This window comes from Petralouisia sp., assembly GCF_056822245.1.
In genome coordinates this window covers 1-26501 of record NZ_JBQIOP010000035.1, presented here as the reverse complement: position 1 = coordinate 26501, position 26501 = coordinate 1, and the positions used below count along the sequence as shown (strand labels likewise).

26 protein-coding genes are annotated in these 26501 nt (G+C 47.9%); 24 read left to right on the top strand and 2 right to left on the bottom strand.

The window, feature by feature from the left end; all coding sequences use genetic code 11:
- The first annotated feature begins 1 nt into the window (after window position 1).
- The 5 genes from ACTO17_RS13770 (at window position 2) to ACTO17_RS13750 (ending at window position 7743) form a co-directional block, all read left to right on the top strand.
- On the top strand, window positions 2-1039 hold the full coding sequence (locus ACTO17_RS13770; protein ID WP_172535475.1) for an HD-GYP domain-containing protein: 1038 nt from the start codon (window positions 2-4) through the stop codon (window positions 1037-1039).
- A 13-nt stretch (window positions 1040-1052) separates the two neighbouring features.
- Complete coding sequence (locus tag ACTO17_RS13765; RefSeq protein WP_482558328.1) at window positions 1053-1616, top strand: TetR/AcrR family transcriptional regulator C-terminal domain-containing protein; 564 nt, start codon at window positions 1053-1055, stop codon at window positions 1614-1616.
- 174 nt (window positions 1617-1790) lie between these two features.
- On the top strand, window positions 1791-3890 hold the full coding sequence (locus tag ACTO17_RS13760) for an efflux RND transporter permease subunit (RefSeq protein WP_482558327.1): 2100 nt from the start codon (window positions 1791-1793) through the stop codon (window positions 3888-3890).
- A 22-nt stretch (window positions 3891-3912) separates the two neighbouring features.
- Complete coding sequence (locus tag ACTO17_RS13755; RefSeq protein WP_482558326.1) at window positions 3913-6432, top strand: lipocalin/fatty acid-binding family protein; 2520 nt, start codon at window positions 3913-3915, stop codon at window positions 6430-6432.
- A 117-nt stretch (window positions 6433-6549) separates the two neighbouring features.
- Window positions 6550-7743, top strand: coding sequence for a GGDEF domain-containing protein (locus tag ACTO17_RS13750; RefSeq protein ID WP_482558325.1), 1194 nt, complete (start codon window positions 6550-6552; stop codon window positions 7741-7743).
- 53 nt (window positions 7744-7796) lie between these two features.
- On the opposite strand, the gene ACTO17_RS13745 is transcribed toward ACTO17_RS13750, so the two are convergent.
- On the bottom strand, window positions 7797-8078 hold the full coding sequence (locus ACTO17_RS13745) for an ArsR/SmtB family transcription factor (RefSeq protein ID WP_172535480.1): 282 nt from the start codon (window positions 8076-8078) through the stop codon (window positions 7797-7799).
- A gap of 247 nt (window positions 8079-8325) precedes the next feature.
- Between ACTO17_RS13745 and dhaL the strand changes: the two genes are divergently transcribed.
- The 6 genes from dhaL (at window position 8326) to ACTO17_RS13715 (ending at window position 13886) form a co-directional block, all read left to right on the top strand.
- Window positions 8326-8955, top strand: coding sequence for a dihydroxyacetone kinase subunit DhaL (gene dhaL, locus ACTO17_RS13740; RefSeq protein ID WP_172535481.1), 630 nt, complete (start codon window positions 8326-8328; stop codon window positions 8953-8955).
- Between the two features lie 7 nt (window positions 8956-8962).
- Window positions 8963-9352 carry a dihydroxyacetone kinase phosphoryl donor subunit DhaM gene (gene dhaM, locus ACTO17_RS13735; RefSeq protein WP_172535482.1) on the top strand — a complete coding sequence of 130 codons (390 nt, stop codon included), beginning with the start codon at window positions 8963-8965 and terminating at the stop codon, window positions 9350-9352.
- Between the two features lie 45 nt (window positions 9353-9397).
- Window positions 9398-10393: a dihydroxyacetone kinase subunit DhaK gene (gene dhaK / locus ACTO17_RS13730; RefSeq protein WP_172535483.1), complete on the top strand. Its 996-nt coding sequence runs from the start codon at window positions 9398-9400 to the stop codon at window positions 10391-10393.
- 172 nt (window positions 10394-10565) lie between these two features.
- A complete protein-coding gene (locus ACTO17_RS13725; RefSeq protein ID WP_482558324.1) occupies window positions 10566-12443 on the top strand; it encodes a B12-binding domain-containing radical SAM protein in 1878 nt (625 codons plus the stop codon).
- A complete protein-coding gene (gene nth, locus ACTO17_RS13720; protein WP_172539414.1) occupies window positions 12440-13072 on the top strand; it encodes an endonuclease III in 633 nt (210 codons plus the stop codon). Before ACTO17_RS13725 ends, nth begins: the two co-directional genes overlap by 4 nt.
- An 85-nt stretch (window positions 13073-13157) precedes the next feature.
- Window positions 13158-13886 carry a 3'-5' exonuclease gene (locus ACTO17_RS13715; protein WP_172539413.1) on the top strand — a complete coding sequence of 243 codons (729 nt, stop codon included), beginning with the start codon at window positions 13158-13160 and terminating at the stop codon, window positions 13884-13886.
- A 57-nt stretch (window positions 13887-13943) separates the two neighbouring features.
- Here the strand turns inward: ACTO17_RS13715 and ACTO17_RS13710 are convergent, their stop codons facing one another.
- Window positions 13944-14558, bottom strand: coding sequence for a hypothetical protein (locus ACTO17_RS13710; RefSeq protein WP_172539412.1), 615 nt, complete (start codon window positions 14556-14558; stop codon window positions 13944-13946).
- Window positions 14559-14883: 325 nt separating this feature from the next.
- On the opposite strand from ACTO17_RS13710, the gene ACTO17_RS13705 reads away from it, so the two are divergent.
- The 13 genes from ACTO17_RS13705 to ACTO17_RS13645 all read left to right on the top strand — a co-directional run.
- The gene (locus ACTO17_RS13705) at window positions 14884-16581 is read left to right on the top strand and encodes a VanW family protein (RefSeq protein ID WP_482558323.1); all 1698 of its coding nucleotides are present in this window, start codon (window positions 14884-14886) and stop codon (window positions 16579-16581) included.
- A gap of 99 nt (window positions 16582-16680) precedes the next feature.
- A complete protein-coding gene (locus ACTO17_RS13700) occupies window positions 16681-17664 on the top strand; it encodes an AIR synthase family protein (protein ID WP_482558322.1) in 984 nt (327 codons plus the stop codon).
- Window positions 17665-17693: 29 nt separating this feature from the next.
- Window positions 17694-18173: an Lrp/AsnC family transcriptional regulator gene (locus tag ACTO17_RS13695; protein ID WP_482558341.1), complete on the top strand. Its 480-nt coding sequence runs from the start codon at window positions 17694-17696 to the stop codon at window positions 18171-18173.
- On the top strand, window positions 18173-19354 hold the full coding sequence (locus tag ACTO17_RS13690) for an aminotransferase class I/II-fold pyridoxal phosphate-dependent enzyme (protein WP_172539409.1): 1182 nt from the start codon (window positions 18173-18175) through the stop codon (window positions 19352-19354). The genes ACTO17_RS13695 and ACTO17_RS13690 overlap by 1 nt, the downstream gene beginning before the upstream one ends.
- Entirely contained in the window at window positions 19347-19853 is a 507-nt protein-coding gene (gene trmL / locus ACTO17_RS13685) for a tRNA (uridine(34)/cytosine(34)/5-carboxymethylaminomethyluridine(34)-2'-O)-methyltransferase TrmL (RefSeq protein ID WP_172539408.1), read from the top strand. Before ACTO17_RS13690 ends, trmL begins: the two co-directional genes overlap by 8 nt.
- Before the next feature lie 66 nt (window positions 19854-19919).
- On the top strand, window positions 19920-20771 hold the full coding sequence (locus ACTO17_RS13680) for an energy-coupling factor transporter ATPase (RefSeq protein ID WP_482558321.1): 852 nt from the start codon (window positions 19920-19922) through the stop codon (window positions 20769-20771).
- Window positions 20756-21616 carry an energy-coupling factor transporter ATPase gene (locus tag ACTO17_RS13675; RefSeq protein ID WP_482558320.1) on the top strand — a complete coding sequence of 287 codons (861 nt, stop codon included), beginning with the start codon at window positions 20756-20758 and terminating at the stop codon, window positions 21614-21616. Before ACTO17_RS13680 ends, ACTO17_RS13675 begins: the two co-directional genes overlap by 16 nt.
- A gap of 16 nt (window positions 21617-21632) precedes the next feature.
- Complete coding sequence (locus tag ACTO17_RS13670) at window positions 21633-22439, top strand: energy-coupling factor transporter transmembrane component T family protein (RefSeq protein ID WP_482558319.1); 807 nt, start codon at window positions 21633-21635, stop codon at window positions 22437-22439.
- A 12-nt stretch (window positions 22440-22451) separates the two neighbouring features.
- Complete coding sequence (gene truA / locus ACTO17_RS13665; RefSeq protein ID WP_482558318.1) at window positions 22452-23201, top strand: tRNA pseudouridine(38-40) synthase TruA; 750 nt, start codon at window positions 22452-22454, stop codon at window positions 23199-23201.
- Between the two features lie 4 nt (window positions 23202-23205).
- Window positions 23206-24891: a methyl-accepting chemotaxis protein gene (locus ACTO17_RS13660; protein WP_172539403.1), complete on the top strand. Its 1686-nt coding sequence runs from the start codon at window positions 23206-23208 to the stop codon at window positions 24889-24891.
- 229 nt (window positions 24892-25120) lie between these two features.
- Window positions 25121-25549, top strand: a complete 429-nt coding sequence (gene rplM, locus ACTO17_RS13655) for a 50S ribosomal protein L13 (protein WP_135990204.1) — start codon at window positions 25121-25123, stop codon at window positions 25547-25549.
- Window positions 25550-25566: 17 nt separating this feature from the next.
- Window positions 25567-25959, top strand: coding sequence for a 30S ribosomal protein S9 (gene rpsI / locus ACTO17_RS13650; protein ID WP_482558317.1), 393 nt, complete (start codon window positions 25567-25569; stop codon window positions 25957-25959).
- 453 nt (window positions 25960-26412) lie between these two features.
- Window positions 26413-26501, top strand: an 89-nt coding sequence (locus tag ACTO17_RS13645; RefSeq protein ID WP_166554284.1) for a ParA family protein, incomplete at its 3' end; no start/stop codon positions are given.

The window sequence follows — 26501 nt, the reverse complement described above, 5'->3', positions numbered from 1 at the left end:
TATGCGTTATACGCCTATCACAAAAGTGGAAGAGGGAATGATCTTAGGGCAGCACATCTGCAGTGGAGAAGGAAGGATTTTACTGGAGCAGGAGACAAAGCTGATGAAAGAGGATGTGCAGCGTCTGTTTCAGATGGGGCTGCCGGGAATTTATACAGAAGACGACATCAGTTGGGACTTGAGGGTTCCAAGGCTGATCAGCCGGGAGCTGGAACGGGAAGCGCTGGGACTGGTGCACCGTCTGTTTCAGGAAGAGGATTTCCTGGAAATTGAACAGGAAAGCATTCAGGAGACGGCAAAAAAGATGACCCGTCAGATTCTTGCAGGCAGAGACAAGATGTACCATATGGTAAATGTCAGGGTGGCTGACGACTATACATTCTTTCATTCCGTCAATGTGGCGGCGCTGTCTGTGATGCTGGGAGTGAAAACCGGCAATCTGGATCTGGAGCAGCTGAATAAACTGGCCGCCGCCGCCCTTTTGCATGATGTGGGAAAGCGTTATGTGGAAGCGGATGTGCTGAACGCCAAACGTTCGCTGACAGAGGAAGAGCGGATTCTTGTGGTACAGCATCCTAAACTGAGTTATGATTTTTTGACGGAGCATTATGATTTTGCGCCGGAAGTCTGCGACGGCGTACTGGAGCATCATGAATGGTACAACGGATGCGGATACCCAATGCGCAGATCCGGCTATGAAATATCTTATTTTGCCAGAATTATCAAGGTGGCGGATGTGTTTGACGCGCTGACCTCCAAACTGCCCTATCATGATCCCATTTCCCCTTCCGGTGCGGTGGACTATATTCTGGGCAATACCGGGTCCGAATTTGATCCGGATCTGGCAGAATTATTTACCGGCAAAATTGCAATTTATCCCACAGGATGCGAAGTAATGCTGTCGGACGGCAGAACCGCCCTGGTGACGGAGAATGATCCGGAATATATGTTGAGACCCAGGGTTATGACCCTTCCAGACGGGGAAATGATTGATTTGAAATCTCAGAAGGATTTGGCGGTTTTGGAATTATTTGTATAACAGGAGTGAGAGTGTGACGGGACAGAAAGAAACGACCGATCTTCTGTTGGCTGAGAGTTTTAAGGAGCTTGCATGCCGACAGCCCATTGAGAAAATTACAATTAAGGCCATTACAGAAAAAGCAGGGGTGATACGCCCCACGTTTTATAACCATTTTCAGGATAAATATGAACTTTTGGAATGGATTATCAAGGTTCAGATTTTAGAGCCTACCAGGCCGCTGATTCAGGCAGGCCTTGTGGACGAGGCGCTTCTTTTAGTTTTTACGTCCGTGAAGAAAGAAAAAGAGTTCTATGAGAAGGCAGTGCGGCTGGAGGGACAGAATTCTTTTGAAATGATTACAAGAACCTGTATCGGAGAGCTGCTTTTGGAAGTGATTCAGGGCAAAAAGCCGTCTCTTCACAGGCAGCATCCATGGCTGACGCCGGAGCATATTGCATTGTTTTACGCCCAGTCCATGTCTTTTGTGGTGATTCAGTGGATTAAAAGCGGAATGGAAGTGGAGCCCCGGGAAATTACGGACATTTATAATTATATGATCACCCGTTCCATGAGCCAGGTAATGGAAGAGCTGTAATCACCCATACAATCAGCAGGAATTGTTTTTTAAAAATTACAAATCAAACAAAATGTATAGCAGAGCGATACAGGGGGAAAAGATTGAATATTTATTTATTCGATCTTTTTTTTTATACTTTCCTTGAAGTTAACAGATGGAACAAAATTAAGGAAAGAGGAGTGCGAAGAAAAGATGATTAAATTTGGAAAAGGAGTTGTTAAGTTAAGAGTGCCGATTTTTATCATCAGCCTGCTGCTTTTGATTCCGGCGGCAATCGGCATGATAACAACCAGAGTGAATTACGACATTCTGACCTATCTGCCAAAGGACATTGAAACCATGATTGGGCAGGATATCCTGGTAGATGAGTTTGAAACGGGAGCGTTTTCCATGTGCGTGATTGAGGGCATGGAGCATAAAGAGGTATCAGAACTGAAGAAACAGATTGAGGAGGTGGAGCATGTAAAGGCAGTTGTCTGGTATGACTCCATTGCAGATCTGTCCGTTCCCATGGATTTTTTTCCGGATCGTCTGGTGGAGAAGTTTAATTCCGGCGACAGTACGCTGATGGCCATTTTGTTTCGGACCTCCATGTCGTCTGATGAAACCATGGACGCCATTGAAGAGATTCGGGGGCTTGCGGATAAGAAATGCTTTGTCAGCGGCATGTCGGCTATTGTGACGGATACCAAGAACCTTTCCAATAAAGAAACCCCTGTTTATGTGCTGATTGCAGTGGCGCTGTCCTCTTTGGTGCTGGCGCTGACGATGGATTCTTTTCTGGCTCCGGTGTTTTTCCTGTTAAGTATAGGAATGGCCATTCTTTACAACCTTGGCAGCAATATTTTCCTGGGAGAGATTTCTTATGTGACAAAGGCTTTAAGCGCGGTGCTTCAGCTAGGGGTTACCATGGATTATTCCATTTTCCTGTGGCATAGTTATGAAGAAAACCGGGAGCGCTATCCGGAGGATAAGAACAGGGCTATGGCCCATGCGGTGTCCAATACCCTGGCTTCTGTGGTGGCAAGTTCTATTACAACGGTAGCGGGATTTGTGGCATTGTGCTTTATGAGCTTTACCCTGGGAATGGATTTGGGTGTTGTAATGGCAAAGGGCGTGGTGTTCGGAGTGATTGGCTGCGTCACCATTCTGCCCTCCATGATATTGATTTTTGACAAAGCCATTGAAAAAACAAAACACAGGCCGGTGATTCCGGATCTGGGCGGCATCGGAAATTTTGTGACAAAGCATTTTCCGGTATTTATAGTGATATTCCTGTTGATTTTGGGGCCTGCGATTTACGGATATACCCATACCGGCGTGTATTATGACCTGGCAGGAACGCTGCCGAAGGATTTGCTGAGTGTTCAGGCCAATGCCAGACTGGAGGAAAATTACCATATGAATTCCACCCACATGGTTTTGGCAGACAGCAGCCTTTCCGGCAGGGACGCTGCGGCAATGATCGGGGAAATGAAAGAGGTGGACGGGGTCAAAACAGTGATGGGACTGGATTCCATTGTAGGCACCGCCGTTCCAAAGGAAATGATACCGGATGATATCAAAGAGACGCTGATGAACGATCAATGGCAGCTTATGCTGGTAAGCTCCGAATATTCTGTGGCATCAGACGAAGTAAACGCTCAGATTGATGAGCTGAATAAAATCATTAAACAATATGATAAGAATGCCATGCTGATTGGCGAGGCGCCCTGTACCAGAGATTTGATTACCATTACAGATAAAGATTTTAAAACCGTAAGCGTGGTTTCCATCGGGGCAATTTTCCTGATTATCCTGTTGGTATTCCAGTCGATTTCATTGCCGGTGATTCTGGTGTCCGTCATTGAATTTGCAATATTTATCAATATGGGAATTCCGGCCTATACGAAAACGACGCTTCCCTTTATAGCGTCTATTGTAATCGGAACCATTCAGCTGGGAGCCACCGTAGACTATGCAATTTTGATGACCAACCGCTATAAGAAAGAGAGAAACCGGGGAAAAGACAAAAAGGCATCGGTTACCATAGCGCTTTCAGCCTCGGTACAGTCGGTATTTGTCAGCGCTCTGAGCTTTTTTGCGGCAACCTTTGGCGTGGGCATGTACTCCAACATTGATATGATCAGTTCGCTGTGCATTTTAATGGCAAGAGGGGCCCTCATCAGCATGTTCGTGGTAATCTTTATTTTACCGGCCATGTTCATGGTATTTGATAAAATGATTTGCAAAACAAGCGTAGGATTTGGATTTAAGAAAAAAGAATCTGCAGCGGCCGTAAAAACCGTTTAGAAATTACAGGAGGAAACTTAACATGAAAAATCTGGAATTGAAAAAAATGTTCAAAAATAAATATGTTATCCGTGTAGCCGCAGGAGTTGTTACCATTGCAGTGCTGGGCACCAGTGCCGGGGTCAGCGCATATACCGTAAGGGCGGAACAGAATTCTGTGGTAAAGGAGACCCCAAAAGAGGAGGATTCCCAACAGAAAGAGGCCGAAGAGACATTGGAAAAAGCCCTGACTGCAGGCACGGAAAATAAAAATGCCGGCAAGGAAGAGACGGTGTATGTGGTGGCTGACGCCGACGGCAGTGTCAAAAATGTGATTGTCAGCGAATGGCTGAAAAATGAGAAAGGACTGGATACCATAGAAGATGCTTCTGATTTGAAGGACATTGAAAATGTAAAGGGTGATGAGACCTTTACCCAAAAGGGAGATACGATTACCTGGCAGGCAGAGGGCAGAGACATTTATTACCAGGGAACCACAGACAGAGCTCTGCCGGTTACCGAGAAAGTGACGTATTTTATGGACGGAAGGGAAGTAAAACCGGAGGAGATGGCGGGAAAAAGCGGAAAGGCCACCATCCGATTTGACTATACCAACCATGAAAAGACCACCCGGACGGTTGACGGAAAAGAACATGAAGTCTATGTGCCTTTTACGGTTATGACAGGCATGATTCTGCCGGAGGATTACAGGAATGTGGAAGTGACCAACGGAAAAGTGATTTCCGACGGAGATAAAAAGATAGTGGTGGGCCTTGCAATGCCCGGGTTAAAGGAGAGCCTTGCAGTAGAAGAGGGGGATCTGGACGGAAATCTGGAAATTCCGGAATATGTGGAAGTAACGGCGGATGTGGAGAATTTTTCCCTGGAAATGAGTATGTCCATCATTATGAATGATCTGGTCAGCGAGGCAAGTCTGGCAGACAGATTTGATTTGAGCGGTCTGGATGAGGATTTTGACGTTTTAACCGATGCGTCAGAACAGTTATTGGACGGCACGAAGGAATTGTCTGAGGGGCTGGGAACTTTAAAGGACAGCATGAAGGAATTTGCCTCAGGAGCGGGGGCTTTAAAAGATGGAGTTACAAGTTATACCAACGGAGCCTCTCAGTTAAACGATGGAATTCATACCCTGGCGGATTCCTCCGGCACATTGACAGAAGGAGTGGGCACATTAAACAGCAGTGCGGCGGCTTTGAATCAGGGCGTGGCAGAATTGGATAAAACCTTAAAGGCCAAAATGTCCAGGGAAGAGAGAAATTCTCTGATTCAACAGGCGGACGATGCCATTGACAGCACTTTTAATAATACAGAAAGCGGAACAGAAGCCATCAAAAACCAGGCGGCTTCGGTATTCTACAACAGCCTGGCCAACAATGACGGGGCAAAGGCCCAGGTGGCTGCAGGGCTGAACGCCTATACGGAAGGCGTTTTGAATCAGGTATTAAGCCAGGCTTTTGGAACGGCAGCGCCGGAGATGGCCAGAAATCAGAAGATGGTGGAGCATGCGCCTGCGGCAATTCAGCAGGCATTGAGCCAGGTGGCAGAAGGGGTGGAAGCCGGAACCCAGAGCGCCACAGCAGACGCTGCCGCCGCCGCAATATCATCTGCATTAGCGGAAAATCTGGTGCCGGCATTAGAAGCGCTGGCGGCAGCAGGTCAGCCTTTGGACGCAGAGACAATCAACGGGGCAATTCAGGAGATTTGCCTGCAGGTAGCAGCAGGGGTAAAAGGAAACACCCAGATCCATGACGGGGTATTAAGCCAGGTTGACGCCCAGGGAGCGGCCGCCCAGACTATGGCGCAGCTGGAAGGGGCAGTCAATGAAGGATTACAGTCTGAGGAAGGCAAAGCCCAGATACAGCAGACGGTAAATGCCCAGACGCAGCAGGCGGTTGCCGCAGCCATGGCCAATGAAGCTTTAAAGGCGGGCATGAAGGACGCAGCATCTCAGATTGTGGCAGGAATTGCGGACGGAGCCAAAGACACGGTAGGCGCTGCCGTTGCAGACACGGCCAAAACAGCAGCTAAGACGGCAGCGGAATCTGCCACCTTAACAGCAGTTTCCGCTACCAAATCCCAGATTTCCCAGGCAATCAATGCCAAGAGTGAAGGGGGACACAGCCTGGTATCCGGAATGCAGGCCCTCAGCGCCGGAACACAGACCATGAACGACAGCATTCCGGCCTTGACTGCGGGAATTTCCCAGTTAACCAACGGAGCCGCAAACCTTGTTTCCAATAACGGCGGGCTGACGGAGGGAGCAGGAAAGCTCTTTGGCGCAACCACCCAGATTGGGGAAGGGGTAGAGAAACTGGCAGAGGGTTCTGTGAAGCTGATGGACGGCATGGTTCAGTTTGACGAGGAAGGCATCCAAAAGCTTCTGGAGGCTTACAACGGAGATGTGAAAGAGCTTTTAAGCAAACTGGAAGCAGTGGCGGATGCAGGAAAAGAGTATCAGACCTTCACCAAGGTTGCAGAGGGCACGAAAGGCTCTGTGAAATTTATTCTCCGCACCGAAGCAGTCAAAGGGGAAGAGAACTAAGAGTGACGGCCGCATATCTGGCCATTGTAATCTGACCTGGTATCGTATATAATTGTGGTATGACAAAAGAGAACAGATGTGAGTATCAGCCGCAAGAGAGGACCAGAGTGTTAGATTATGAATAAAAATATTGCATACGTAAGTATTACGGAGTGGAACCGGAAAGTGATGCGCTGGATTTGGATCAGTATAGGTCTCGTTATCTTTATCGAAATTCTGCTGTTTCTGTTTTATCAGCCGGTTCCGGAGTGCAGCAAAAGAGAATATCTGGATACATTTGTAATAAGGCCGAGCATTATGATTGTGATGTATGCAGGCTGCATGGAATTGATTTCCCGCTTCTTTGGAGAGGCGCTTGGAGAATACGTTACCACCATTTTATTTCTTTTGATCCAGTTTTTGTTGTTGGGGACAGTTGCGGCAGTACACAGCTCTGTCCCCTATATGTGCATGATTCTGACTTATCCCGTGATTTTTGCCAATGTTTACCGGGAAAAGATATTCCGTTATGCGGCTTTTGCGGCCTGTATTCTGGTGTATGCCGGCATTAATTACGGCTTCATTCCCTCCACGGAATTCAGGCCGGACAACAGCAGGGAGGTATATCTGGTAATCTTTGTGGGCTTTACAATCGTGGCCTTTTCTTTCAGCAAGGTGCTGACTTCGGTCGTTGTGAACTTTGAGAAAGAGAACCGGAAAATCTATGAGGAAAACCAGAAGGTTCATGAGGAAAAACAGAAAATTCATGAAGAAAAAGAGAAGATACTGGAGATTTCCCAGAGGGATTCCATGACGGGGCTGTATAACCATAAGATGTTTTACGACAAGTTGAATGAGCATCTTCAATTGTGCAGTAAAGAGTGCCCGGTGTCTCTGGTTATTATAGATATCGATAACTTTAAACGGATCAACGATACCTTCGGACATGCCATGGGAGACAACGTAATTCTGAAAATTGTGTCCATTATTGAGAAAAATGTGACGGATCAGGACGTTGCCGCCCGGTACGGCGGAGAAGAATTCGGTTTGATTCTGGCAGGCAAAACAGAAATGGAAGCTTATAATGTGTCGGAGCGGATACGGCGGGAGGTAGAAAATGCAGAAGTAGTCGGTGTGACCGGCCGGATAACGATTTCTCTTGGAATGCTGGAGGTAAAGCCGGGAGATAAAAATGGAATTCTGCTGTTTAAAGAGGTGGATTCTGCACTGTATGAGGCAAAGCAGACGGGTAAAAATAAGACCGTCTGCCGGGGCTGGAGAAAAGGAGACAACAATGAGTACAGTTATCAGAATTTCAGCAGCAGCCAGTAAATATCTGATGGCGGCGGGGCATGGAGCGTCTGGAAAGCCGCAGGACTGCAGGGCTATTCCCGGATATGCTCCAGGCCCTGATCGATGATTGTAAGCACATGGGAGTCCAGCAGGGAATAATAAATGGTTTTTCCGTCCCGGCGGTTTTTGACCAGGCGGCTCTGTTTCAGGATGCTGAGCTGATGGGAAATGGCGCTCTGGGACATGCCCAGTTCCGTTGCAATGTCATAAACGCATTTTTCTTTGTCCACCAGGGCGTACATGATCTGAAGCCGGGTGGGGGTTCCGAATATTTTAAACAGTTCCGCAAGCTTTTCAAATTCGTTCTGATTCATGAAAGTTCCTTCTTTTTCCTTAATAATATGATTAAAACCTTTAATAAAAAAATAACATAGAAGAGGAAAGCTGTCAAAAGAATTATGAAAAAGTTCAAATTAGACAGTTTGGCATTTTTGTCGGATTGCGGATTGTATCCGGGGTGTGATATAATCTAAAAAGAGATATTAGAAAAAGAACGGGCATTGCGGCGGGAATTTCAGGCGGAATTGCCGCCGGAACCGGTAAGGAGACAGGAGGATTCATATGGCAAGCAAATTGTATCAGTGTATGCAGAAAATCGGGGAGGATATTATTGCAAACAAGGAGTTTTTAACAGATTTGGACTCTGCCATCGGTGATGCGGATCACGGCATTAACATGGCGAGAGGATTTACAGAAGTACTGCAGCAGCTTCCCCAGGAAGAAGAGGACATCAGCGTAATCCTGAAGAAAACCGGTATGGTTCTGCTGTCTAAAGTAGGCGGCGCTTCCGGCCCTCTTTACGGGACTGCTTATATGAAGGCAGCCGGCGCTGTGGCAGGCAAGAAGGAGATTACCTTAGAGGACGGCAGGAATATGATGGAGGCAGTGATTGGCGGCATTAAGATGCGCGGCAAGGCAGAACGGGGAGAGAAAACCATGCTGGATGCCCTGGAACCGGCATTTGAAGCGCTGAACAAAGGAATAGAAGCGGGAGACAGCCCGGAGGACTGTCTGGCTCACATGTGCGAGGCGGCCAAAGAAGGCGTGGAATATACCAAGACCATCCGCGCAACCAAAGGGCGCGCCAGTTATCTGGGCGAACGGAGCATCGGACATCAGGACCCGGGAGCGACTTCTTCGTTAATTACATTGGAAGCAATTCGTGCGTTTTATCTGGAACAAATAAAGTGAGGAAATTATGGTAGGATTATTGATTGTATCCCACAGCAGGAAAGCTGCGGAGGGAATCTTTGAACTGGCAGTCCAGATGGCGGGGAAGGATCATCGGATTGTTGCAGTGGGCGGCATGGAGGACGGAAGTATCGGGACAGACGCTATACGTATCTGTCAGGGGATTAAAGAGGCCAATGACGGAGACGGCGTTGTGATTCTGGCGGATCTGGGAAGCGGTATTTTAAGCTCTCAGGTGGCAATCGACCTGCTGGAAGAGGACATTGAGGTGGTAATTGCGGACGCGCCGATTTTAGAAGGCGCAGTGGGCGCGGCGGTACAGGCGGCAATCGGCGGAACGCTCAAAGAGGTGGCAGAGGCTGCCGAGGAAGCAAAGCAGCTGTCCAAGCTGATGTAGCTGATAACACATAGAAGGAAACACATGGAGAAGGAGGAATTTGCTTTGAAAAAAATGATCAACAAACCAGATGATGTAGTAGAAGAAATGTTACAGGGGATGATAGCAGCGCATCCGGAATATCTGAAAAGAGTAGATGGCTGTGATGTGGTCGTAAGAGCAGGCGGATCTCAGGGGAAGGTCGCACTGGTCAGCGGCGGCGGAAGCGGACATGAACCGGCCCACGGCGGATATGTTGGAAAAGGAATGCTGGATGCAGCAGTGGCAGGCGCAATGTTTACCTCTCCCACACCGGATCAGGTATACGAGGCAATCAAGGCATGCGACGGCGGCAAGGGCGTTCTTTTAGTTATCAAGAATTATACCGGTGATGTGATGAACTTCGAGATGGCGGCAGAGATGGCGGCAGACGAAGGAATTGAAGTGGAAAAGGTTGTTGTGAATGATGACGTTGCTGTAGAGAACAGTACATGGACAACCGGAAGAAGAGGAATTGCAGGTACAATTTTCGTACATAAGATTGCAGGCGCATGCGCAGAAGCAGGCGGAGATCTGCAGGCTGTAAAGGCAGCGGCGGAGAAAGTAATTGCCAATGTGCGCACGATGGGTATGGCTATTGCGCCCTGTACCGTTCCGGCAGCAGGCAAGCCCAGCTTTGAATTGGGCGAGAATGAAGTGGAAATCGGAATGGGAATTCACGGAGAGCCCGGAACCCACAGAGAAGAGATCCGCACAGTCAAAGAAACAACAGATACTCTGTTGGAGAAGATTTTTGCAGAAGGCATCTATCAGGAAGGCGATGAAGTTGCAGTGATGGTAAACGGCCTGGGCGGAACTCCGCTGCAGGAATTATATCTTGCAAACTTAAGAGTGTCTGAAGTTCTGGCAGAGAAGAACATCAAGGTTGCCAAGACACTGGTAGGCAATTTCATGACTTCCATTGATATGGCAGGATATTCTGTAACGCTGCTGAAACTGGATGACGAATTGAAGAAATATCTGGCTGCTCCGGCAGACACTCCTGCTTTCGTACAGGTATAAGCAGAGCGGATTTCAGGAAATTTATCAGGAGTTGGGAAAATAAGAACAGCAGGATACAGGCATGTTTCTAATGAAATATGCCGTATCCTGTTTTTTCATTTCCTCCACTCTTGCCCTCCGGAAGAATTGGTGCTATAGTAGAAAACATCAACATTCATACCGGAGGACAGCCGTGAATATCTTATTAGTTGCCATCAATGCCAAATACATCCATTCCAATCTTGCCGTGCACAGTCTGAAATCTTACGCAGGAGAATACCAAAATCAGATTCAAATTGCGGAATACACCATTAACCATTCGTTGGAATATATTTTACAGGAAATCTATAAGCGAAAGCCGCAGGTATTGTGCTTTTCCTGCTATATCTGGAATTACCGGTATGTGCGGGAACTGATTGGGGAACTGCATAAATTGCTGCCGGAGGTTCCGGTTTGGGTGGGAGGGCCGGAAGTTTCCTATGAATCAGAGCTTTTTCTGAAGGAGAATCCGGGAGCGGCCGGCGTTATGACAGGAGAAGGGGAAGAGACATTCCGGGAGCTGTGCGCTTACTATCTGAAACAGGGGAATGATTCTGCCGGCTCCGGAACCCGGCAGGGCAGCGGGGCCGCTGGTTTCAGAATCCGGCAGGGCAGCAGGGCCGCTGGTTCCGGAATCCGGCAGGGCAGCGGGGCCGCCGTAAAATGGGAGAACCCGGCGATTGGCCGGAGATTGGGAACGCAGCATGCTCAGAGATTGGAAGAGATTTTGGGGCTGGTGTTTCGGAATGAGGACAATATTCTGGTGCGGACAGCGGCCAGAGAGCCTCTGTCTATGGATGAACTGCCTTTCTGCTATGAAGGCCTGGAGGAGTTTCATAACAGAATTATTTATTACGAGACAAGCAGAGGATGCCCTTTTTCCTGCAGTTACTGTCTGTCATCCATTGACAAAACTCTGCGGTTCCGCTCACTTTCTCTGGTGGAAAAAGAACTGCAGTTTTTTCTGGACCATAAGGTTCCCCAGGTGAAATTTGTGGATCGCACCTTTAACTGCAATCACAGGCATGCGCTGGCTGTCTGGCAGTATCTGAAGGAAAATGACAATGGAATTACAAATTTTCATTTTGAGATTTCTGCGGATTTGCTGACAGAGGAGGAACTGGAGCTGATTCATTCCCTGCGTCCCGGCCTGATTCAATTGGAAATCGGGGTGCAGTCCACCCACCCGCCCACCATAGAGGCAATTGGGCGAACCATGAATCTGAACCGGTTGGAGAAGGCGGTGAAACGCATGCAGCAGGCAGGAAATGTGCATCAGCATTTGGATTTAATTGCAGGGCTGCCCAAAGAAGATTTTGCTGCTTTTGCTAAATCTTTTGGACAGGTGTATGGGTGGAAGCCGGAGCAATTGCAGCTTGGATTTCTGAAAGTGCTGAAAGGCTCCCGCATGTACGGACACCAGAAGGAATACGGCCTGGTTTACCGGGAACAGCCGCCCTATGAGGTACTGGCCACCCAATGGCTGTCTTATGAGGAACTGTTGGAAATGAAACTGGCGGAAGAAATGCTGGAGATATATTACAACAGCGGCCAGTTTGAACTGACAGTGAAAGTACTGGAGCTTACCGCAGAGCATCCCTTCGCACTGTATCTGGAACTGGGGAAATTCTATGAAAAACGGGGGCTTTTGGCCATGAGCCATTCCCGTATGAGAAGAGGTGAGATTCTGCTTGAGTTTGCCGCCGAAACAGACGGGGAACATCTGGAGCTTTATCAGGAAACAATGACCTTTGATTTGTATGCAAGGGAAAATATGAAAACACGCCCGTCCTGGGCGCCGGAACGGACGGAATATAAAGAATTGGCCAGAAAATATTGCAAAAGAGGAAAGCTGTCCCATTTAGAACCTTTCTGGTATGATATGGAGGGAATCAGACAGCAAAAGACTCTGGGTTCCTATCCCCGGAGGCAGGAGGGGCGGCAGTTTTATCTGTTTTCCTATGAAGAGCGAAATCCTCTGACGGGACAGGCAGCAGTCCGGCGGCTGAATGAAGGGAAGGAACTGAGATGAAGAAAAGGACAAAAGAGATTTTAAACCGGCTGGACGAGGCATACGGCAGAGAATACCGCTGTTATCTGAATCATGACAACGCCTGGCAGTTATTGATTGCGGTGATTATGAGCGCACAGTGCACCGATGCCAGAGTGAATCTTGTCACAAAAGATTTATTCCGAAAATATGATACATTGGAGAAATTTGCATATGCTGAAATAGAAGAACTGGAACAGGATATCCATTCCATCGGATTCTATCATAACAAGGCCAGAAATATTATTCTCTGCGCCAGGAAGCTAGTGGAAGAATTCGGCGGCCAGGTACCGAAAAGTCTGGAAGAGCTGACCTCCCTGCCGGGAGTAGGAAGGAAAACAGCCAATGTAATACGGGGAAACATCTACGATGAGCCAAGCGTAGTGGTGGATACCCATGTCAAACGGATTTCCAGGCGTCTGGGACTGACGAAAGAGGAAGATCCGGTGAAGGTGGAATTTGATTTGATGAAGGCTCTGCCCAAAGAACACTGGATTCTTTACAATATCCAGATTATCACCCTGGGAAGAAGCATCTGCACCGCCAGAAGCCCCAAATGCAGCGAATGCTTTTTAAGCGATTTATGCCGGGCAGAGGACAAAAGAAATTAAATCAGCCCCGTTCAATTGTATTGCCGGCTGCTGTATCTGAGCGGCTTTTTGAAAGATAGGAACGAAAACGGAAAGGCGGAAGACCATGCTGAAAGGATATGTGGTAGTGGATTTGGAAATGACCGGACTGCATGCCAGGACAGACCGGATTCTGGAAATCGGCGCGGTAAAAATAAAAGAGGGGAAACAGGAAAACTTTCACCGAATGGTAAATCCCAGGATGGAAATTTCCAAAGAGGTGACGGAACTGACAGGGATTACCAATGACATGGTGAAGGACGGCTGTGAACCGGAGCAGGCGGCAGCGGAATTTCGGGATTTTGCAGAAGGATTCCCCCTGGTGGGCCACAATCTGATATTTGATTACAGCTTTTTAAAACAATGTCTTGTAAATCATGGGGGGACCTTTGAAAAAGACGGAATTGACACCTTAAAACTGGCTCGGAAATTCTTACCGGAAGCAGAGAAAAAGACCCTGGATTATCTGTGTGCATATCTGCAGATTGAAAGAAGCAGAAATCACCGGGCCTTAGAGGACGCCGGGGCCACAAATCTGCTGTTTCAATATCTTAAGGAGCAGTTTGAAAGTCAGGAGCCGGAGGCTTTTTGGCCGAAACCGCTGCTGTACAAAGTGAAAAAGCAGGGGCCGGCCTCTGCAAGACAAAAAAAATACTTGAAAGAACTGGCAGACTGGCATAAAATAGATTTAAATGTGGAACTGGACAGCCTCACCCGCAATGAGGCTTCCAGAATCACCGATAAAATTCTGCGCGCTTATGGAAAATCTTCTGGAGTGCGTGAAGGGCGCCTGTAAACTTTTGCATTCTGCATGCCGAAACATGGATGGTGAGATGTTTTCCATCACCGGTAATTAATCAGAGTTTTCCATCTTATCCAGCATGGCCAGTATCGGCTCTTTCATCAGGGAATTCAGATTGGAAGCGCTGGATTTTAAATCTTTCAGTTTTTCCTGCTGCCCGGTCTGAAGGAAAAGTTCCGCCAAAAGCTGATAGGTGTTTTTGATATCGCTTTCAATGGATACTGCAAATGTCAATACCTGGATGGCCTCTTCTGTGTGAGAGAGTTCTTTCAGCCGCTGTCCCCAGGAATTCAGAGTACGGGCCAGCAGTGTGAAATTCTGATCGCACTGGGTTAAAAAAGTCAGGTTGGCGGCGCCGTACTTAAGCTTTAAATCCGTGTTGGTAATTCCGGTGAGGTTCAGAATTTTTTCATCCTTTAATTTTAGAATCTGTTCCTCGCACTGATGCAGGAAATCATCTGAAAATCTGGCAAAGGGCAGAGACACTCCGGTGAAATCCACATAATTCAGATTGGAAATGTCCTGTTTTCTGGTGGCATTGGCAGCATTTTCCCGCTCCCAGAAATCACGTTCCTTATTCTCACGTGTGCGGTCGGCTTTCCGGCGTTTGTAAGAAACCACCACAACAAAAATCATAATCCACCCAAAGAGTACAGGGACTTTCATAACATTCATCTTCCTTTCTTTTGCAATATGATTCAGGTATATTTTTACTTTTACAATATGGAGGTGAGTCCAATGATTAATTTTAATAATCCGAAAACAAAAAAGACAATTGCCGCGGTAATTGCGTTGATTTTAGTTGCGTCTATGGTTGTGTCTGTGTTTCTGTCTGCATTTGTGTAGGCAATGGTCTGCGTCTGTTCATAATATACAGAAAGTCCATGATTATGTCAACGAAATTCGTGGTTTCGTATCTTGAAAAATTGCTTTTTTATGATAAAATTAGGTGAGTAGTTAGTAAACGAAGCAAATCGGTAGGAGAATAGGTATGAAGAGAAAGTGGAAAATGTATGTTTCAGCGGCCGGTGCAGTTCTGGCGCTGATCCTGACTGCTGTCATTACTATTCCGGTGGACGCGGAGACGAAGGAAACCGATACAATCCCGGAGCGGGTGTATTTCGGTGATATTTCCGTAGGAGGGATGACACAGGAAGAGGCAAAAGAAGCAGTAAAAGAACATGTGGAGAAGCTTCAGAGCGAGATTATTACCCTGCAGGCCGGCAAGAATACGGTGCAGGTTCCGGTTTCCCAGATGGGACTTTCCTGGGGAAACGAAGAGATTGTGGAGGAAGCCGCAGGACTTGGAAAAAGCGGCAACCTGATTACCCGTTACAAAGCTATGAAAGATCTGGAGAATGAAGATAAAGTCTATGAACTGGCCTTTCAGATAGATAAGCAGATGGTGACAAAGGTTCTGGAGAATAACGCAGAGGTTTTGAATACAGAAGCTGAAAATGCAGGACTGACCAGAGAGAACGGCAGCTTCACCGTAATTCCCGGAAGCCAGGGCGTTACGGTGAATGTGAAAGAATCGGTGGACATCCTTGAGAAATATTTCTCCCTGGAATGGGAGGAGGGAGCCGGCACCGTTGAGATTGTGGCGGATGTGGTAGATCCAAAGGGTACGGAAGAGGAGCTGAGCAAGGTCAAGGACCTTCTGGGCGGATTTAATACCTCTTATGCGTCATCCGGCGCAGGGCGATCCAAAAACGTGGAAAACGGAGCCAACAAAATCAACGGTTCTGTAATATATCCGGGCGACACCTTTTCCGTATATGAGGCAGTAAGTCCCTTTGAGCCGGAGAATGGATATGAACTGGCAGGCTCTTATGAGAACGGAACCACGGTGGAAACTTACGGCGGAGGAATCTGTCAGGTATCCACTACCTTATATAACGCAGTCATCCGTTCCGAACTGGAGGTAACCGAGCGTTTCAACCATTCCATGATTGTAAGCTATGTAGATCCTTCAGCGGATGCAGCCATTGCGGGAACGTATAAAGATTTAAAATTTGTGAACAACACCAAAGCGCCTATTTATATTGAGGGATATACCCAGGGACGTTCTCTGTATTTTAATATATTCGGCGAAGAGACCCGGGAAGCGGGCAGAGAAGTAAGCTTCGTCAGCGAGACGCTGTCCACAACGGAGCCGGGCACCCAGTATCAGGCGGCGCCGGGTCAGCCTATCGGTTACATGAGCCAGACTCAGTCTTCCCATACTGGTTATACCGCTCAGCTTTGGAAAGTGGTAACGGTAAACGGCGTGGAACAGAGCCGGGAAATATTTAATAAGAGCACATATAAGGCGTCTCCGAGAATTGTGGCAGTGGGGACTGCTTCCGGCAATCCCGATGCGGTAAATGCCATGAACGCTGCAATCGGCGCCCAGGATGAAGGAGCCATCAGCGCGGCGGCAGCCCAGTGGAATGACGCTGCCATTGCAGCGCAGCAGCAGGCGGCGGCAGATGCGGCGGCAGCAGCGGCGGCTCAGCAGCAACAGCAGCAACAACAGCAGGACGACGATAAGAAAAACGGAGACAAAAAGGACGATAAAGACGGCAAGGACGACAAGAAGGACAACGACAAGAAAAACGATGATCAAAAAGAAGATGACGGCGGCGGTGACGACGCACCGGAAGATGGCGGTGACGACAATGATTCCCAAGACGAAGGTGAAGAATAAATAGCAAAAGAATGATAAGAGATAAGGCTGTTTCATGAGTGAGACAGCCTTATCCTGTCCATTTTTATAAATCAGAAATTACCGGAGAGGATTGGAAGAATGAAAACAGGAAAAGTTCCGGAGAGCGTGCTGAAACGTTCCGTATTGAGACAAATACACACCAGACGGGAAGAAGTTCTGCTGGGAGCCGGCGTAGGGGAAGACTGTGCCGCATTGAAACTGGCAGAAGATGAAATATTTGTGATTTCTACCGATCCCATTACCGGTACAGCCACAGATATCGGAAATCTTGCCATTCACATCACCATGAACGATCTGGCTTCTTCCGGCGCGGAGCCAGTGGGAGTGATGCTGACTATCCTGCTGCCGGAGGGCTCCGAAGAGTCGGAGCTGAAAGAAATTATGGGGCAGATTGAAGAGGCCTGCGCCCAGGGCAAGGTGCAGATTATAGGCGGCCATACCGAGGTGACAAAGGCAGTGAATCAGCCGTTGGTAAATGTGTGCGGCGTGGGGAAGGCCCGGGAAGGAAAGCTGGTATCCACTGCAGGGGCAAAGCCGGGAGATGATATTCTGGTCAGCAAATGGATTGGCCTGGAGGGCACGTCTATCATAGCCAAAGAGAAGGAACAGGAATTGGCCGGCCGCTATCCCATGCATTTCATCCAAAAAGCCCAGGAATTTGATCAGTATCTTTCTGTATTGCCGGAAGCCGCAGCGGCGGTCAGAATGGGAGTCAGCGCCATGCATGACGTGACGGAAGGCGGAATTTTCGGAGCCCTCTGGGAGTTGGCAGAAAGCTCCGGTATTGGTCTGGAAATTGACTGGAAAAAAATACCTGTGAAGCAGGAAACTATAGAAGTGTGTGAATTTTTTGGAATTAATCCCTATGAACTGATTTCCAGCGGCTGCATGCTGATGGCTGCGCCGGATGGAAACGCACTGACACGGGAGTTGGAAAAAGAGGGAATTCATGCGGTGATCATCGGAAAAGCAACAGAGGGAAATGACCGTGTGCTGCTGAATGAAGAAGAGAAGAGATTTTTGGAGCCGCCTAAGACAGATGAACTTTATAAAGTAGTGTAGCAGAGGGCTGAAAGGAAAATAAAATGGTAATGAGAGAGAAAATATTAACATTTATAGAAAAAAACAGCAGAGTGGATTTGAAGGAACTGTCAATTATGCTGGGAGTGGACGAAGCGGCAGTGGCAAATGAAATGGCGGCCATGGAGCAGGAGCATATTATCTGCGGATACCACACGCTGATTGACTGGGAAAAAACCAGTATCGAGAAGGTAAATGCGCTGATTGAGGTTCGCGTCACTCCTCAGCGGGGCAGGGGCTTTGACAGTATTGCAGAGCGGATTTACAACTATCCGGAGGTGAATGCCGTTTATCTGATTTCCGGCGGTTACGATTTACTGGTGACCTTAGAAGGAAAAACACTGCGGGAAGTGGCGCAGTTTGTCTCAGATAAGCTGTCTCCTCTGGAGTCTGTGTTAAGCACCAAAACAAATTTTATCCTGAAAAAATACAAAGATCATGGAACTGTAATTGCAAAACCCCAGGAGGATGAAAGGATGTTGGTGAGCTAATGAGAAATCCATTGTCGGAGCGCATTGTGGAGATTCCTTTTTCCGGGATTCGGAAGTTTTTTGATATTGCAGCGGAGATGAAAGACGTTATTTCCCTGGGGGTGGGGGAACCGGATTTTGACACGCCCTGGCACATCCGGGATGAAGGAATTTATTCTCTGGAAAAAGGCAGAACGGCCTATACTTCCAATGCGGGCTTAAAAGAACTGAAGATAGAGATTGCAAAATATTTAAAGCGGCGGTTTCAGGTGTCTTATGACTATGATACAGAGATGATGATAACGGTAGGCGGCAGCGAAGCCATAGATATCGCCATGCGGGCCATGTTAGATCCGGGAGATGAAGTGCTGATTCCTCAGCCCAGTTACGTTTCCTATCTGCCCTGCGCAGCCCTGGCAAACGGAGTGCCGGTGATTATTAACCTGAAAGAAGAAAATGAATTCCGCCTGACGCCGGAAGAACTGGAAGCATCCATTACGCCGAAAACAAAGCTTCTGGTACTGCCTTTTCCTAATAATCCCACCGGGGCCGTTATGGAGCGAAAGGATCTGGAAGCTATTGCGGAAGTGGTGCAAAAGCATGATTTATTTGTGCTGAGCGATGAAATTTATGCAGAGCTTACCTATGTGGAAGGTCAGGATCATGTAACCATCGCCTCCCTTCCGGGAATGCGGGAGCGGACGGTATTAATTAATGGATTTTCCAAAGCATATGCCATGACGGGATGGCGTCTGGGTTATGCCTGCGCGCCAGGAGTGATTTTGGAGCAAATGCTGAAAATCCATCAGTATGCCATTATGTGCGCCCCCACCACCAGTCAGTATGCAGCCGTGGAGGCAGTGCGCGCCGGAGACGCGGATGTGGCGGGAATGCGGGAAGAGTATAATGGCAGGCGCCGTTATCTGATGCACCGGTTCCGGGAGATGGGCTTGAAATGCTTTGAACCTTTCGGGGCTTTTTACGCGTTTCCCTGTATCCAGGAGTTCGGCATGACCTCTGAGGAATTTGCCACCCGGATGCTGCAGGAGGAAAAAGTGGTGGTGGTTCCGGGAACTGCTTTCGGGGACTGCGGGGAAGGATTTCTCCGGATTTCCTATGCCTATTCCCTGGAAAGCCTGAAAGAAGCATTGGACAGAATGGAAGCCTTCATCCGCAAATTAAGGGGAAATAAAGATGGCTGAGTTAAATATTGTGCTTTTTGAGCCGGAGATTCCGGCAAACACCGGAAATATCGGCCGCACCTGCACAGCCACCGGAACCAGGCTTCATCTGATAGAGCCTTTGGGATTTCAGCTGAATGAAAAGGCGATTAAACGGGCCGGCATGGACTACTGGAAGGATGTGGCGGTGGAAAGGTATGTAAACTGGCAGGATTTTCTTAAGAAAAATCCCGGCGCCAGAATCTATATGGCCACCACCAAGGCCAGGAAGCTGTATACAGAAGTCCAATACGAGCCGGACTGCTACTTGATGTTCGGAAAGGAAAGCGGCGGAATTCCGGAAGAAATTCTGAAAGAATATCAGGATACCTGTGTGCGGATTCCCATGGTAGGGGAAACCCGTTCTTTGAACCTTTCCAATTCAGCTGCCATTGTCCTGTATGAAGCATTGCGGCAGAACCAGTTTGAGGGAATGAAGCTGGAAGGGCAGCTTCACCGGCTGAACTGGGAGGATATGTGACGGAAACCGGCTGAGCAGGGAAAGGGGCGGGCGGAATGGGAAGAGAAATCAGGAAAGGTGGAAGCCATGAATTTTATAGAAGCCAGGAAGCTGGTGCACGAATATATCAGGCGGGATGAAGAAGGCAATGTGGAAGGAATCCTTGCAGCCCTGGACGGTGTGGATCTGGAAGTGAAGGCAGGAGAATTTGTGGCGATTTTAGGCCATAACGGCTCCGGCAAATCCACCCTTGCCAAGCACTTAAACGTACTGTTAAAGGCCAGTGAAGGCACTCTTTGGGTGGATGGAAAAGATACTCTGGATAACAGGTATCAGTGGGATATCCGCAAAAATGCAGGCATGGTCTTTCAGAATCCGGATAATCAGATTATTGCCGGCGTGGTGGAAGAGGATGTGGCCTTCGGCCCGGAAAATATCGGGGTGCCCACAGAAGAAATCTGGAGCCGGGTGGAAAAGAGCCTCAAATCCGTGGGAATGCTTAAATACCGGGAGCATTCCCCCAATAAACTTTCCGGCGGCCAGAAGCAGCGGGTGGCCATTGCCGGCGTAATGGCAATGGAGCCAAAATGCGTTGTCTTAGATGAGCCTACCGCCATGTTAGACCCGAAAGGGCGCAGGGAGGTTCTGGAGGCGGCAGGAGCGTTAAACAGAGAGAAAGGCATTACCGTGATTTTAATTACCCACTATATGGAAGAGGCGGTGCAGGCGGATAAGGTTTATGTGATGGATCATGGAAAAATTGTGATGCAGGGAACGCCCAGGGAGATTTTTTCCCAGGTGGACCGGCTGAAATCTTATCGCCTGGATGTGCCCCAGATCACCCTTCTGGCCCATAAACTGCGCCGGGAAGGGCTTCAGATACCGGAAGGAATTCTCACGAAACAGGAACTGGCGGAGGCATTATGTCAATTATATTAGACAAAGTGGATTATGTGTACAGCGGGGGAACAGCTTATGAAAAGCGGGCGTTAAATCAGGTCAGCCTGAAAATCCAGGACGGTGAGTTTATCGGAATTATCGGTCATACAGGCTCCGGCAAATCCACGCTGATTCAGCATTTGAACGGGCTGCTTTTGGCATCTTCCGGGGGAATATATTATAATGGCCGGGATATTTACGAGGAAGATTATGACCGTAAGGAGCTGCGCAGCAAGGTAGGACTGGTATTCCAGTATCCGGAGCATCAGTTATTTGAGCCGACAGTGTTTGCAGATGTGTGCTTCGGGCCAAAGAATCTGGGACTTTCCAGGAAAGAATCGGAGCTTCGGGCATTTAGCGCGCTGCGGGGAGTGGGACTGCCGGAGGAATACTGGTACCGTTCTCCCTTTGAATTGTCCGGTGGGCAGAAACGGCGGGCGGCCATCGCCGGAGTCCTTGCCATGAAGCCGGAGGTACTGATTCTGGATGAACCCACCGCCGGATTAGATCCATTGGGCAGGGATGAAATTTTAAATCAGATAGCGTCCATGCATCGGGAATTAAATATGACGATCCTTCTGGTGTCCCACAGCATGGAAGATGTGGCGGAATATGTGAATCGGATTATTGTGATGAATCAGGGCAGCATTCTGTTGGACGGCGCTCCAAAGGAAGTATTCCGTTACCGGCAGGAACTGGAGGCGGCAGGGCTGTCCGTTCCCCAGGTTACAGAACTGATGCAGGAGTTAAGGGACAGGGGAATTCCGGTTTCTCCGGAGGTTACTATGCTGAAAGAAGCAAAAGAAGCTGTTTTGCAGGCATTTTCAAAACACAGGCAGGCATAAGGGAGCTGAAATTATTATGTTAAGAGATATTACAATCGGACAATATTATCCTTCAGATTCCATTTTGCATCAACTGGACCCCAGGGTAAAACTGATGGGAACGCTGGTTTATGTATTGTCTTTGTTTTTCTTTCGGGGTGTGTCGGGCTTTTTAGCCGTTACTCTGGGACTGGCGGTTCTGATCCGCTTGTCCGGCGTGCCTGTTGGCTATATGGTGAAAGGGCTTAAGGCCATTGCGGTAATTCTTATACTGACCGGAATGTTTAATCTGCTCCTGACGCCGGGAGAGCCTCTGATATCCTTTGGGGCTGTTAAAATTACAGAAGAAGGGATAAAAAGCGCTGCATTTATGGTGGTGCGTCTGACATACCTGGTTCTGGGCAGTTCTGTGCTGACGCTGACCACCACGCCCAACCGGCTGACCGACGGGTTAGAGAAAGCTCTGAGGCCCTTAAACAGAATCGGAGTTCCGGTGCATGAAATCTCCATGATCATGTCCATTGCCCTTCGGTTTATCCCTATTCTGGTGGAGGAAACCGACAAGATTATGAAAGCCCAGCTTGCCCGGGGCGCGGATTTTGAAAGCGGGAATCTGATAAAAAGGGCAAAGTCCATGGTGCCCCTTTTAGTGCCGCTGTTCGTTTCAGCGTTCCGGCGCGCCAATGATCTTGCCCTGGCAATGGAGGCCAGATGCTATAACGGCGGAATGGGAAGGACAAAAATGAAACCTTTGAAATATGAAAGGAGGGATGGCGCAGCCTATCTGTTGCTCGCCCTGTATTTTGCAGGAATCATAGCGCTGCGGATATGGCTGAAATTCTGACGCCGGAAACCATTGAAAAGAGTAAAACTGACAGTTGCCTACGAAGGCACGAATTACTGCGGCTGGCAGGTTCAGCCCAATGGAATCACAATCGAAGAAGTGTTAAACAGAACTCTGTCAGAGCTGCTGGGAGAAAAGATTCAGGTAATCGGCGCAAGCAGGACGGATGCAGGCGTACATTCCCTGGGAAATGTGGCGGTTTTTGATACAGGGACCAGAATCCCGGCGGAGAAAATATGTTATGCGCTGAATCAGCGATTGCCGGAGGATATTGCAGTTCAGAGTTCCTGTCAGGCGCCGGAGGATTTTCATCCCCGCCGCTGTTACAGTGAAAAAACATATGAATACCGCATTCTGAACCGAAAGATACCGGTTCCTACTTTGCGGCGGGATACATATTTTTATTACAGGGAGCTGAATCTGGAAAATATGCAGAAGGCAGCGGCTTTTCTGGTAGGGGAGCATGATTTCAGAAGCTTTTGTTCCGTTAAGACAAGCGCAGAGGACACGGTACGGAAAATATTGTCCTGTACCGTTGAAAGATCCCGGGACAGCATCATCACTATTCGGGTAACCGGGACAGGATTTCTTTATAATATGGTAAGGATTATTGCCGGAACGCTGATTTCTGTCGGCGTGGGAGAATTTGCTCCGGAATCTCTGTTGGAGATTTTGCAAAAAAAGGACCGAAGCGCTGCAGGGCCCACAGCGCCGGCTCACGGGCTTACCATGATTGGAATTAATTACGGAGGAGGGAATTAATGAGATGTTAAAGAAAATGGATCGGATGAAGATGAAGGAGAAGCTCCAGTTTGGCTACAGTCTGGTGATCGGGCTTATGATTGTAATTACCGTGTTTGCCATGATCGGGCTGTTTCTGGTGCAGGGGAAGATGAATTCTTATATCAAAGGCGCTCAGGCTGCAGATACTGCGGTAAAAACCTGCCGGGTTGAATGCAATATTGCAGCCAGGATGATAAGGGAGCTGGCGCTGAATGATGATAAGAATATGCTGGCGGAATATAAGGGGAATATCGAAGAAAGCATGAATACCATCACAGAGGCTTTGGAAGATTTAAAAGCGGCGGATGTGCTGACCACACAGCTGAATGAGAAATACGAGACAGCGCTGGAGAACTGGATGAAACTGGGATACCAGATTGTGGAGGAGCTGGAAGCCGGAAACCGGGCAGAGGGGATTACCCTGATTATTACAGAATGTTCTCCGGCTCTGGAAGAAGCTGTGGGAATCGCAAAAGAAATCGATGACGCTACCAACTTAATGAAAAAATCTTCACTGGAAATCAATCAGAAAACGGTAATCATTGTAATTGTTGTGATGTTTTTGGTGCTGGGGCTTGCCATATTTACCTCTATGAAGGTGGGAAATAGGATTGTGGAAAGTATTTTAGGGCCGTTAAATGAGATTGAGAGAGCGGCTGTGGAGCTGTCCAAGGGCAATCTTCATGCCGATGTTACCTACCGCAGCGAAGATGAAATCGGGAAACTGGCCCATGCCCTGCGCAGCTCCATAGAAGGGTTAAGCTCCTATGTGGCGGATATCGATCATACCATGTCTGAATTTGCAGAAGGGAATTTTGACGTGCAGGCCGGCGTGGAATACCGGGGAGATTTTGTGGGAATTGAAGAATCATTGCTGCATTTTGAAAAAAATATGTCGGATATGGTGAAAAATGTTCAGACCGTGGCAAATCAGGTGACAAAAGCTTCTGAGCAGATTGCCGCAAATTCCACGGAACTGGCAGAGGGAGCCTCTGAGCAGGCAGGGGTGACCCAGGAGCTTTCCGCTACAATTGAGAATGTTTCCGGGCAGATTGACCGGAATGCAAAGGAAGCGGTTGATATCAGCAGGGAAGTGCAGCAGGTAGGTCAGGAACTGGAATACAGCAACGGCAAAATGCAGGAAATGGTGGAATCCATGAACCAAATCAGCCGGTCCTCCAATGAAATCAGCAAGATCATTGCCGCCATCAATGAGATTGCTTCCCAGACAAATCTTCTGGCGCTGAACGCTTCCATAGAAGCTGCCCGGGCCGGAGAAGCCGGAAGAGGATTTGCAGTGGTTGCGGATCAGGTATCTCTGCTGGCTTCCCAGAGCGCGGAAGCAGCAACAGAATCCACAGCTTTGATTGAGGAATCTGTCCGGGCCGTGGAAAAGGGAATGGTGATTGCCAATGAAACCGCAAATCAATTGCAGGAAGTAGTAAAAGGCGCAAGAACAATTATTGACAAAATCAATCTGATTGCGGAAGCTTCCAGAGAGCAGGCAGAGGCAGTGGAGGAAATCAATCAGGGCGTAGATCAGATCAATCATGTGGTGCAGACCAATACAGGAACCTCTGAGGCATGCGCAGCCTCCAGTGAGGAAATGACGGCCCAGGCAGAGACGCTGCGGGGCATGATACAGCAGTTCAGAGTCGGAAAGTTTTAAACAGGCGCCAAAGCGTTTGAAAAAATAATTGACAGGGAAGAAGCGATGTAATATAATAGTCGGGTATGGCGAGTTAGAAATGCAAGCCTTTCTCCGGCGAAGCGTTTTTACTTTGATGTACAAAGAAAAATGTAAATGGTGCGAAAATGATAGAACGGGTGAATTCATACAATCAGGACGGCATCCGGATATCAGAGTAACATTGTAAAATTCAAGGAGGTAACATTTGATGAAAACTTTTATGGCCAGCACAGCGGCAGTGGAAAGAAAATGGTATGTAGTTGATGCTGAAGGAAAGACATTGGGACGTTTGGCATCAGAAGTGGCAAAAGTATTAAGAGGAAAACATAAGCCGATTTTTACTCCTCATATTGATACAGGCGATTATGTGATTGTTGTCAATGCTGAGAAGGTGAAAGTAACCGGTAAGAAATTGAATCAGAAGATTTATTATCATCATTCCGGATATGTGGGCGGAATGAAAGAGACCACATTGAAAAATATGTTGGCAGATAAACCGGAAAGAGTTGTTGAACTTGCTGTAAAAGGTATGCTTCCAAAAGGACCCCTGGGCAGACAGATGTATAAGAAATTATTCGTCTATGCGGGACCGGAGCACAAGCATGCAGCTCAGAAACCAGAAGCTTTCACATTTTAATCAGGAGGTAAAATAAAATGGCAGATGCAAGATATTATGGAACAGGTAGAAGAAAAAAATCAGTTGCCAGAGTGTATTTAATGCCGGGAACTGGCAAAATTACCATTAATAAAAGAGATATTGATGAATATTTGGGATTAGAAACCCTGAAGGTTATCGTTCGTCAGCCGTTGGTGGCAACAGATACCGTAGATAAATTCGATGTCCTTGTAAATGTAAAGGGCGGCGGCTATACCGGACAGGCAGGCGCAATCCGTCACGGAATTGCCAGAGCATTACTGGAAGCTGACTCTGATTACAGACCAGTGCTTAAGACCGCAGGTTATCTGACCCGTGATCCGAGAATGAAGGAAAGAAAGAAGTACGGTCTCAAAGCGGCTCGTCGCGCTCCGCAGTTCAGCAAGCGTTAAATTTTATCAAAATGGCTCAAAAAGCCCGGAAAATCAAGGTTTTCCGGGCTTTTGCTTTTGATAGGGTTTGATGCAGTTTGACGCAAAAAAGCCATTTTTCACCAAATTTATAGTGGTTCCCAATAGGATAACCGGGCAAAAAGAGGGCAAAAAGAGGGTCAAGTGGTTACAAAATAGGATAACCACAGCTCTGTTTTTGGGGTATTTCAGAGGTGATTTTTACTCCCTCTCTCCCCTCGATTTATACGAGAACAGTTTGGCATAGTTTGACCGAATTTGAATAATTGAATATGATTCTAATGCAGGCACTCAGTATTTTTTGCTGGGTGCTTTTTGCATTTCCAGGAAACTGTATTCCGGGATCAGAAAAAGCCGTCACTTTTCAATTTATGAAGTGGCGGCTTTTTCTATTTCCAGAAGCATCCACAACGAATCAGAAATGAGGTGATTATCTTGAACACGCAAATCATCGCCATCGCCAACCAAAAGGGAGGTGTGGGCAAGACCACAACCTGTGCCAACTTAGGGATTGGACTGGCACA

What these genes read in the sequence shown, in the direction of transcription:
- ACTO17_RS13755 (WP_482558326.1), top strand. Translation starts at nt 3,913, where the DNA reads ATGAAAAATCTGGAATTGAAAAAAATGTTCAAAAATAAATATGTTATC.
- ACTO17_RS13660 (WP_172539403.1), top strand. Translation starts at nt 23,206, where the DNA reads ATGTTAAAGAAAATGGATCGGATGAAGATGAAGGAGAAGCTCCAGTTT.
- dhaM (WP_172535482.1), top strand. Translation starts at nt 8,963, where the DNA reads ATGGTAGGATTATTGATTGTATCCCACAGCAGGAAAGCTGCGGAGGGA.
- ACTO17_RS13750 (WP_482558325.1), top strand. Translation starts at nt 6,550, where the DNA reads ATGAATAAAAATATTGCATACGTAAGTATTACGGAGTGGAACCGGAAA.
- ACTO17_RS13695 (WP_482558341.1), top strand. Translation starts at nt 17,694, where the DNA reads ATGAGAGAGAAAATATTAACATTTATAGAAAAAAACAGCAGAGTGGAT.
- ACTO17_RS13675 (WP_482558320.1), top strand. Translation starts at nt 20,756, where the DNA reads ATGTCAATTATATTAGACAAAGTGGATTATGTGTACAGCGGGGGAACA.
- ACTO17_RS13760 (WP_482558327.1), top strand. Translation starts at nt 1,791, where the DNA reads ATGATTAAATTTGGAAAAGGAGTTGTTAAGTTAAGAGTGCCGATTTTT.
- dhaL (WP_172535481.1), top strand. Translation starts at nt 8,326, where the DNA reads ATGGCAAGCAAATTGTATCAGTGTATGCAGAAAATCGGGGAGGATATT.
- ACTO17_RS13670 (WP_482558319.1), top strand. Translation starts at nt 21,633, where the DNA reads ATGTTAAGAGATATTACAATCGGACAATATTATCCTTCAGATTCCATT.
- ACTO17_RS13690 (WP_172539409.1), top strand. Translation starts at nt 18,173, where the DNA reads ATGAGAAATCCATTGTCGGAGCGCATTGTGGAGATTCCTTTTTCCGGG.
- rplM (WP_135990204.1), top strand. Translation starts at nt 25,121, where the DNA reads ATGAAAACTTTTATGGCCAGCACAGCGGCAGTGGAAAGAAAATGGTAT.
- ACTO17_RS13700 (WP_482558322.1), top strand. Translation starts at nt 16,681, where the DNA reads ATGAAAACAGGAAAAGTTCCGGAGAGCGTGCTGAAACGTTCCGTATTG.
- rpsI (WP_482558317.1), top strand. Translation starts at nt 25,567, where the DNA reads ATGGCAGATGCAAGATATTATGGAACAGGTAGAAGAAAAAAATCAGTT.
- ACTO17_RS13745 (WP_172535480.1), bottom strand. Translation starts at nt 8,078, where the DNA reads ATGAATCAGAACGAATTTGAAAAGCTTGCGGAACTGTTTAAAATATTC.
- ACTO17_RS13710 (WP_172539412.1), bottom strand. Translation starts at nt 14,558, where the DNA reads ATGAAAGTCCCTGTACTCTTTGGGTGGATTATGATTTTTGTTGTGGTG.
- trmL (WP_172539408.1), top strand. Translation starts at nt 19,347, where the DNA reads ATGGCTGAGTTAAATATTGTGCTTTTTGAGCCGGAGATTCCGGCAAAC.
- ACTO17_RS13715 (WP_172539413.1), top strand. Translation starts at nt 13,158, where the DNA reads ATGCTGAAAGGATATGTGGTAGTGGATTTGGAAATGACCGGACTGCAT.
- ACTO17_RS13770 (WP_172535475.1), top strand. Translation starts at nt 2, where the DNA reads ATGCGTTATACGCCTATCACAAAAGTGGAAGAGGGAATGATCTTAGGG.
- nth (WP_172539414.1), top strand. Translation starts at nt 12,440, where the DNA reads ATGAAGAAAAGGACAAAAGAGATTTTAAACCGGCTGGACGAGGCATAC.
- ACTO17_RS13680 (WP_482558321.1), top strand. Translation starts at nt 19,920, where the DNA reads ATGAATTTTATAGAAGCCAGGAAGCTGGTGCACGAATATATCAGGCGG.
- ACTO17_RS13705 (WP_482558323.1), top strand. Translation starts at nt 14,884, where the DNA reads ATGAAGAGAAAGTGGAAAATGTATGTTTCAGCGGCCGGTGCAGTTCTG.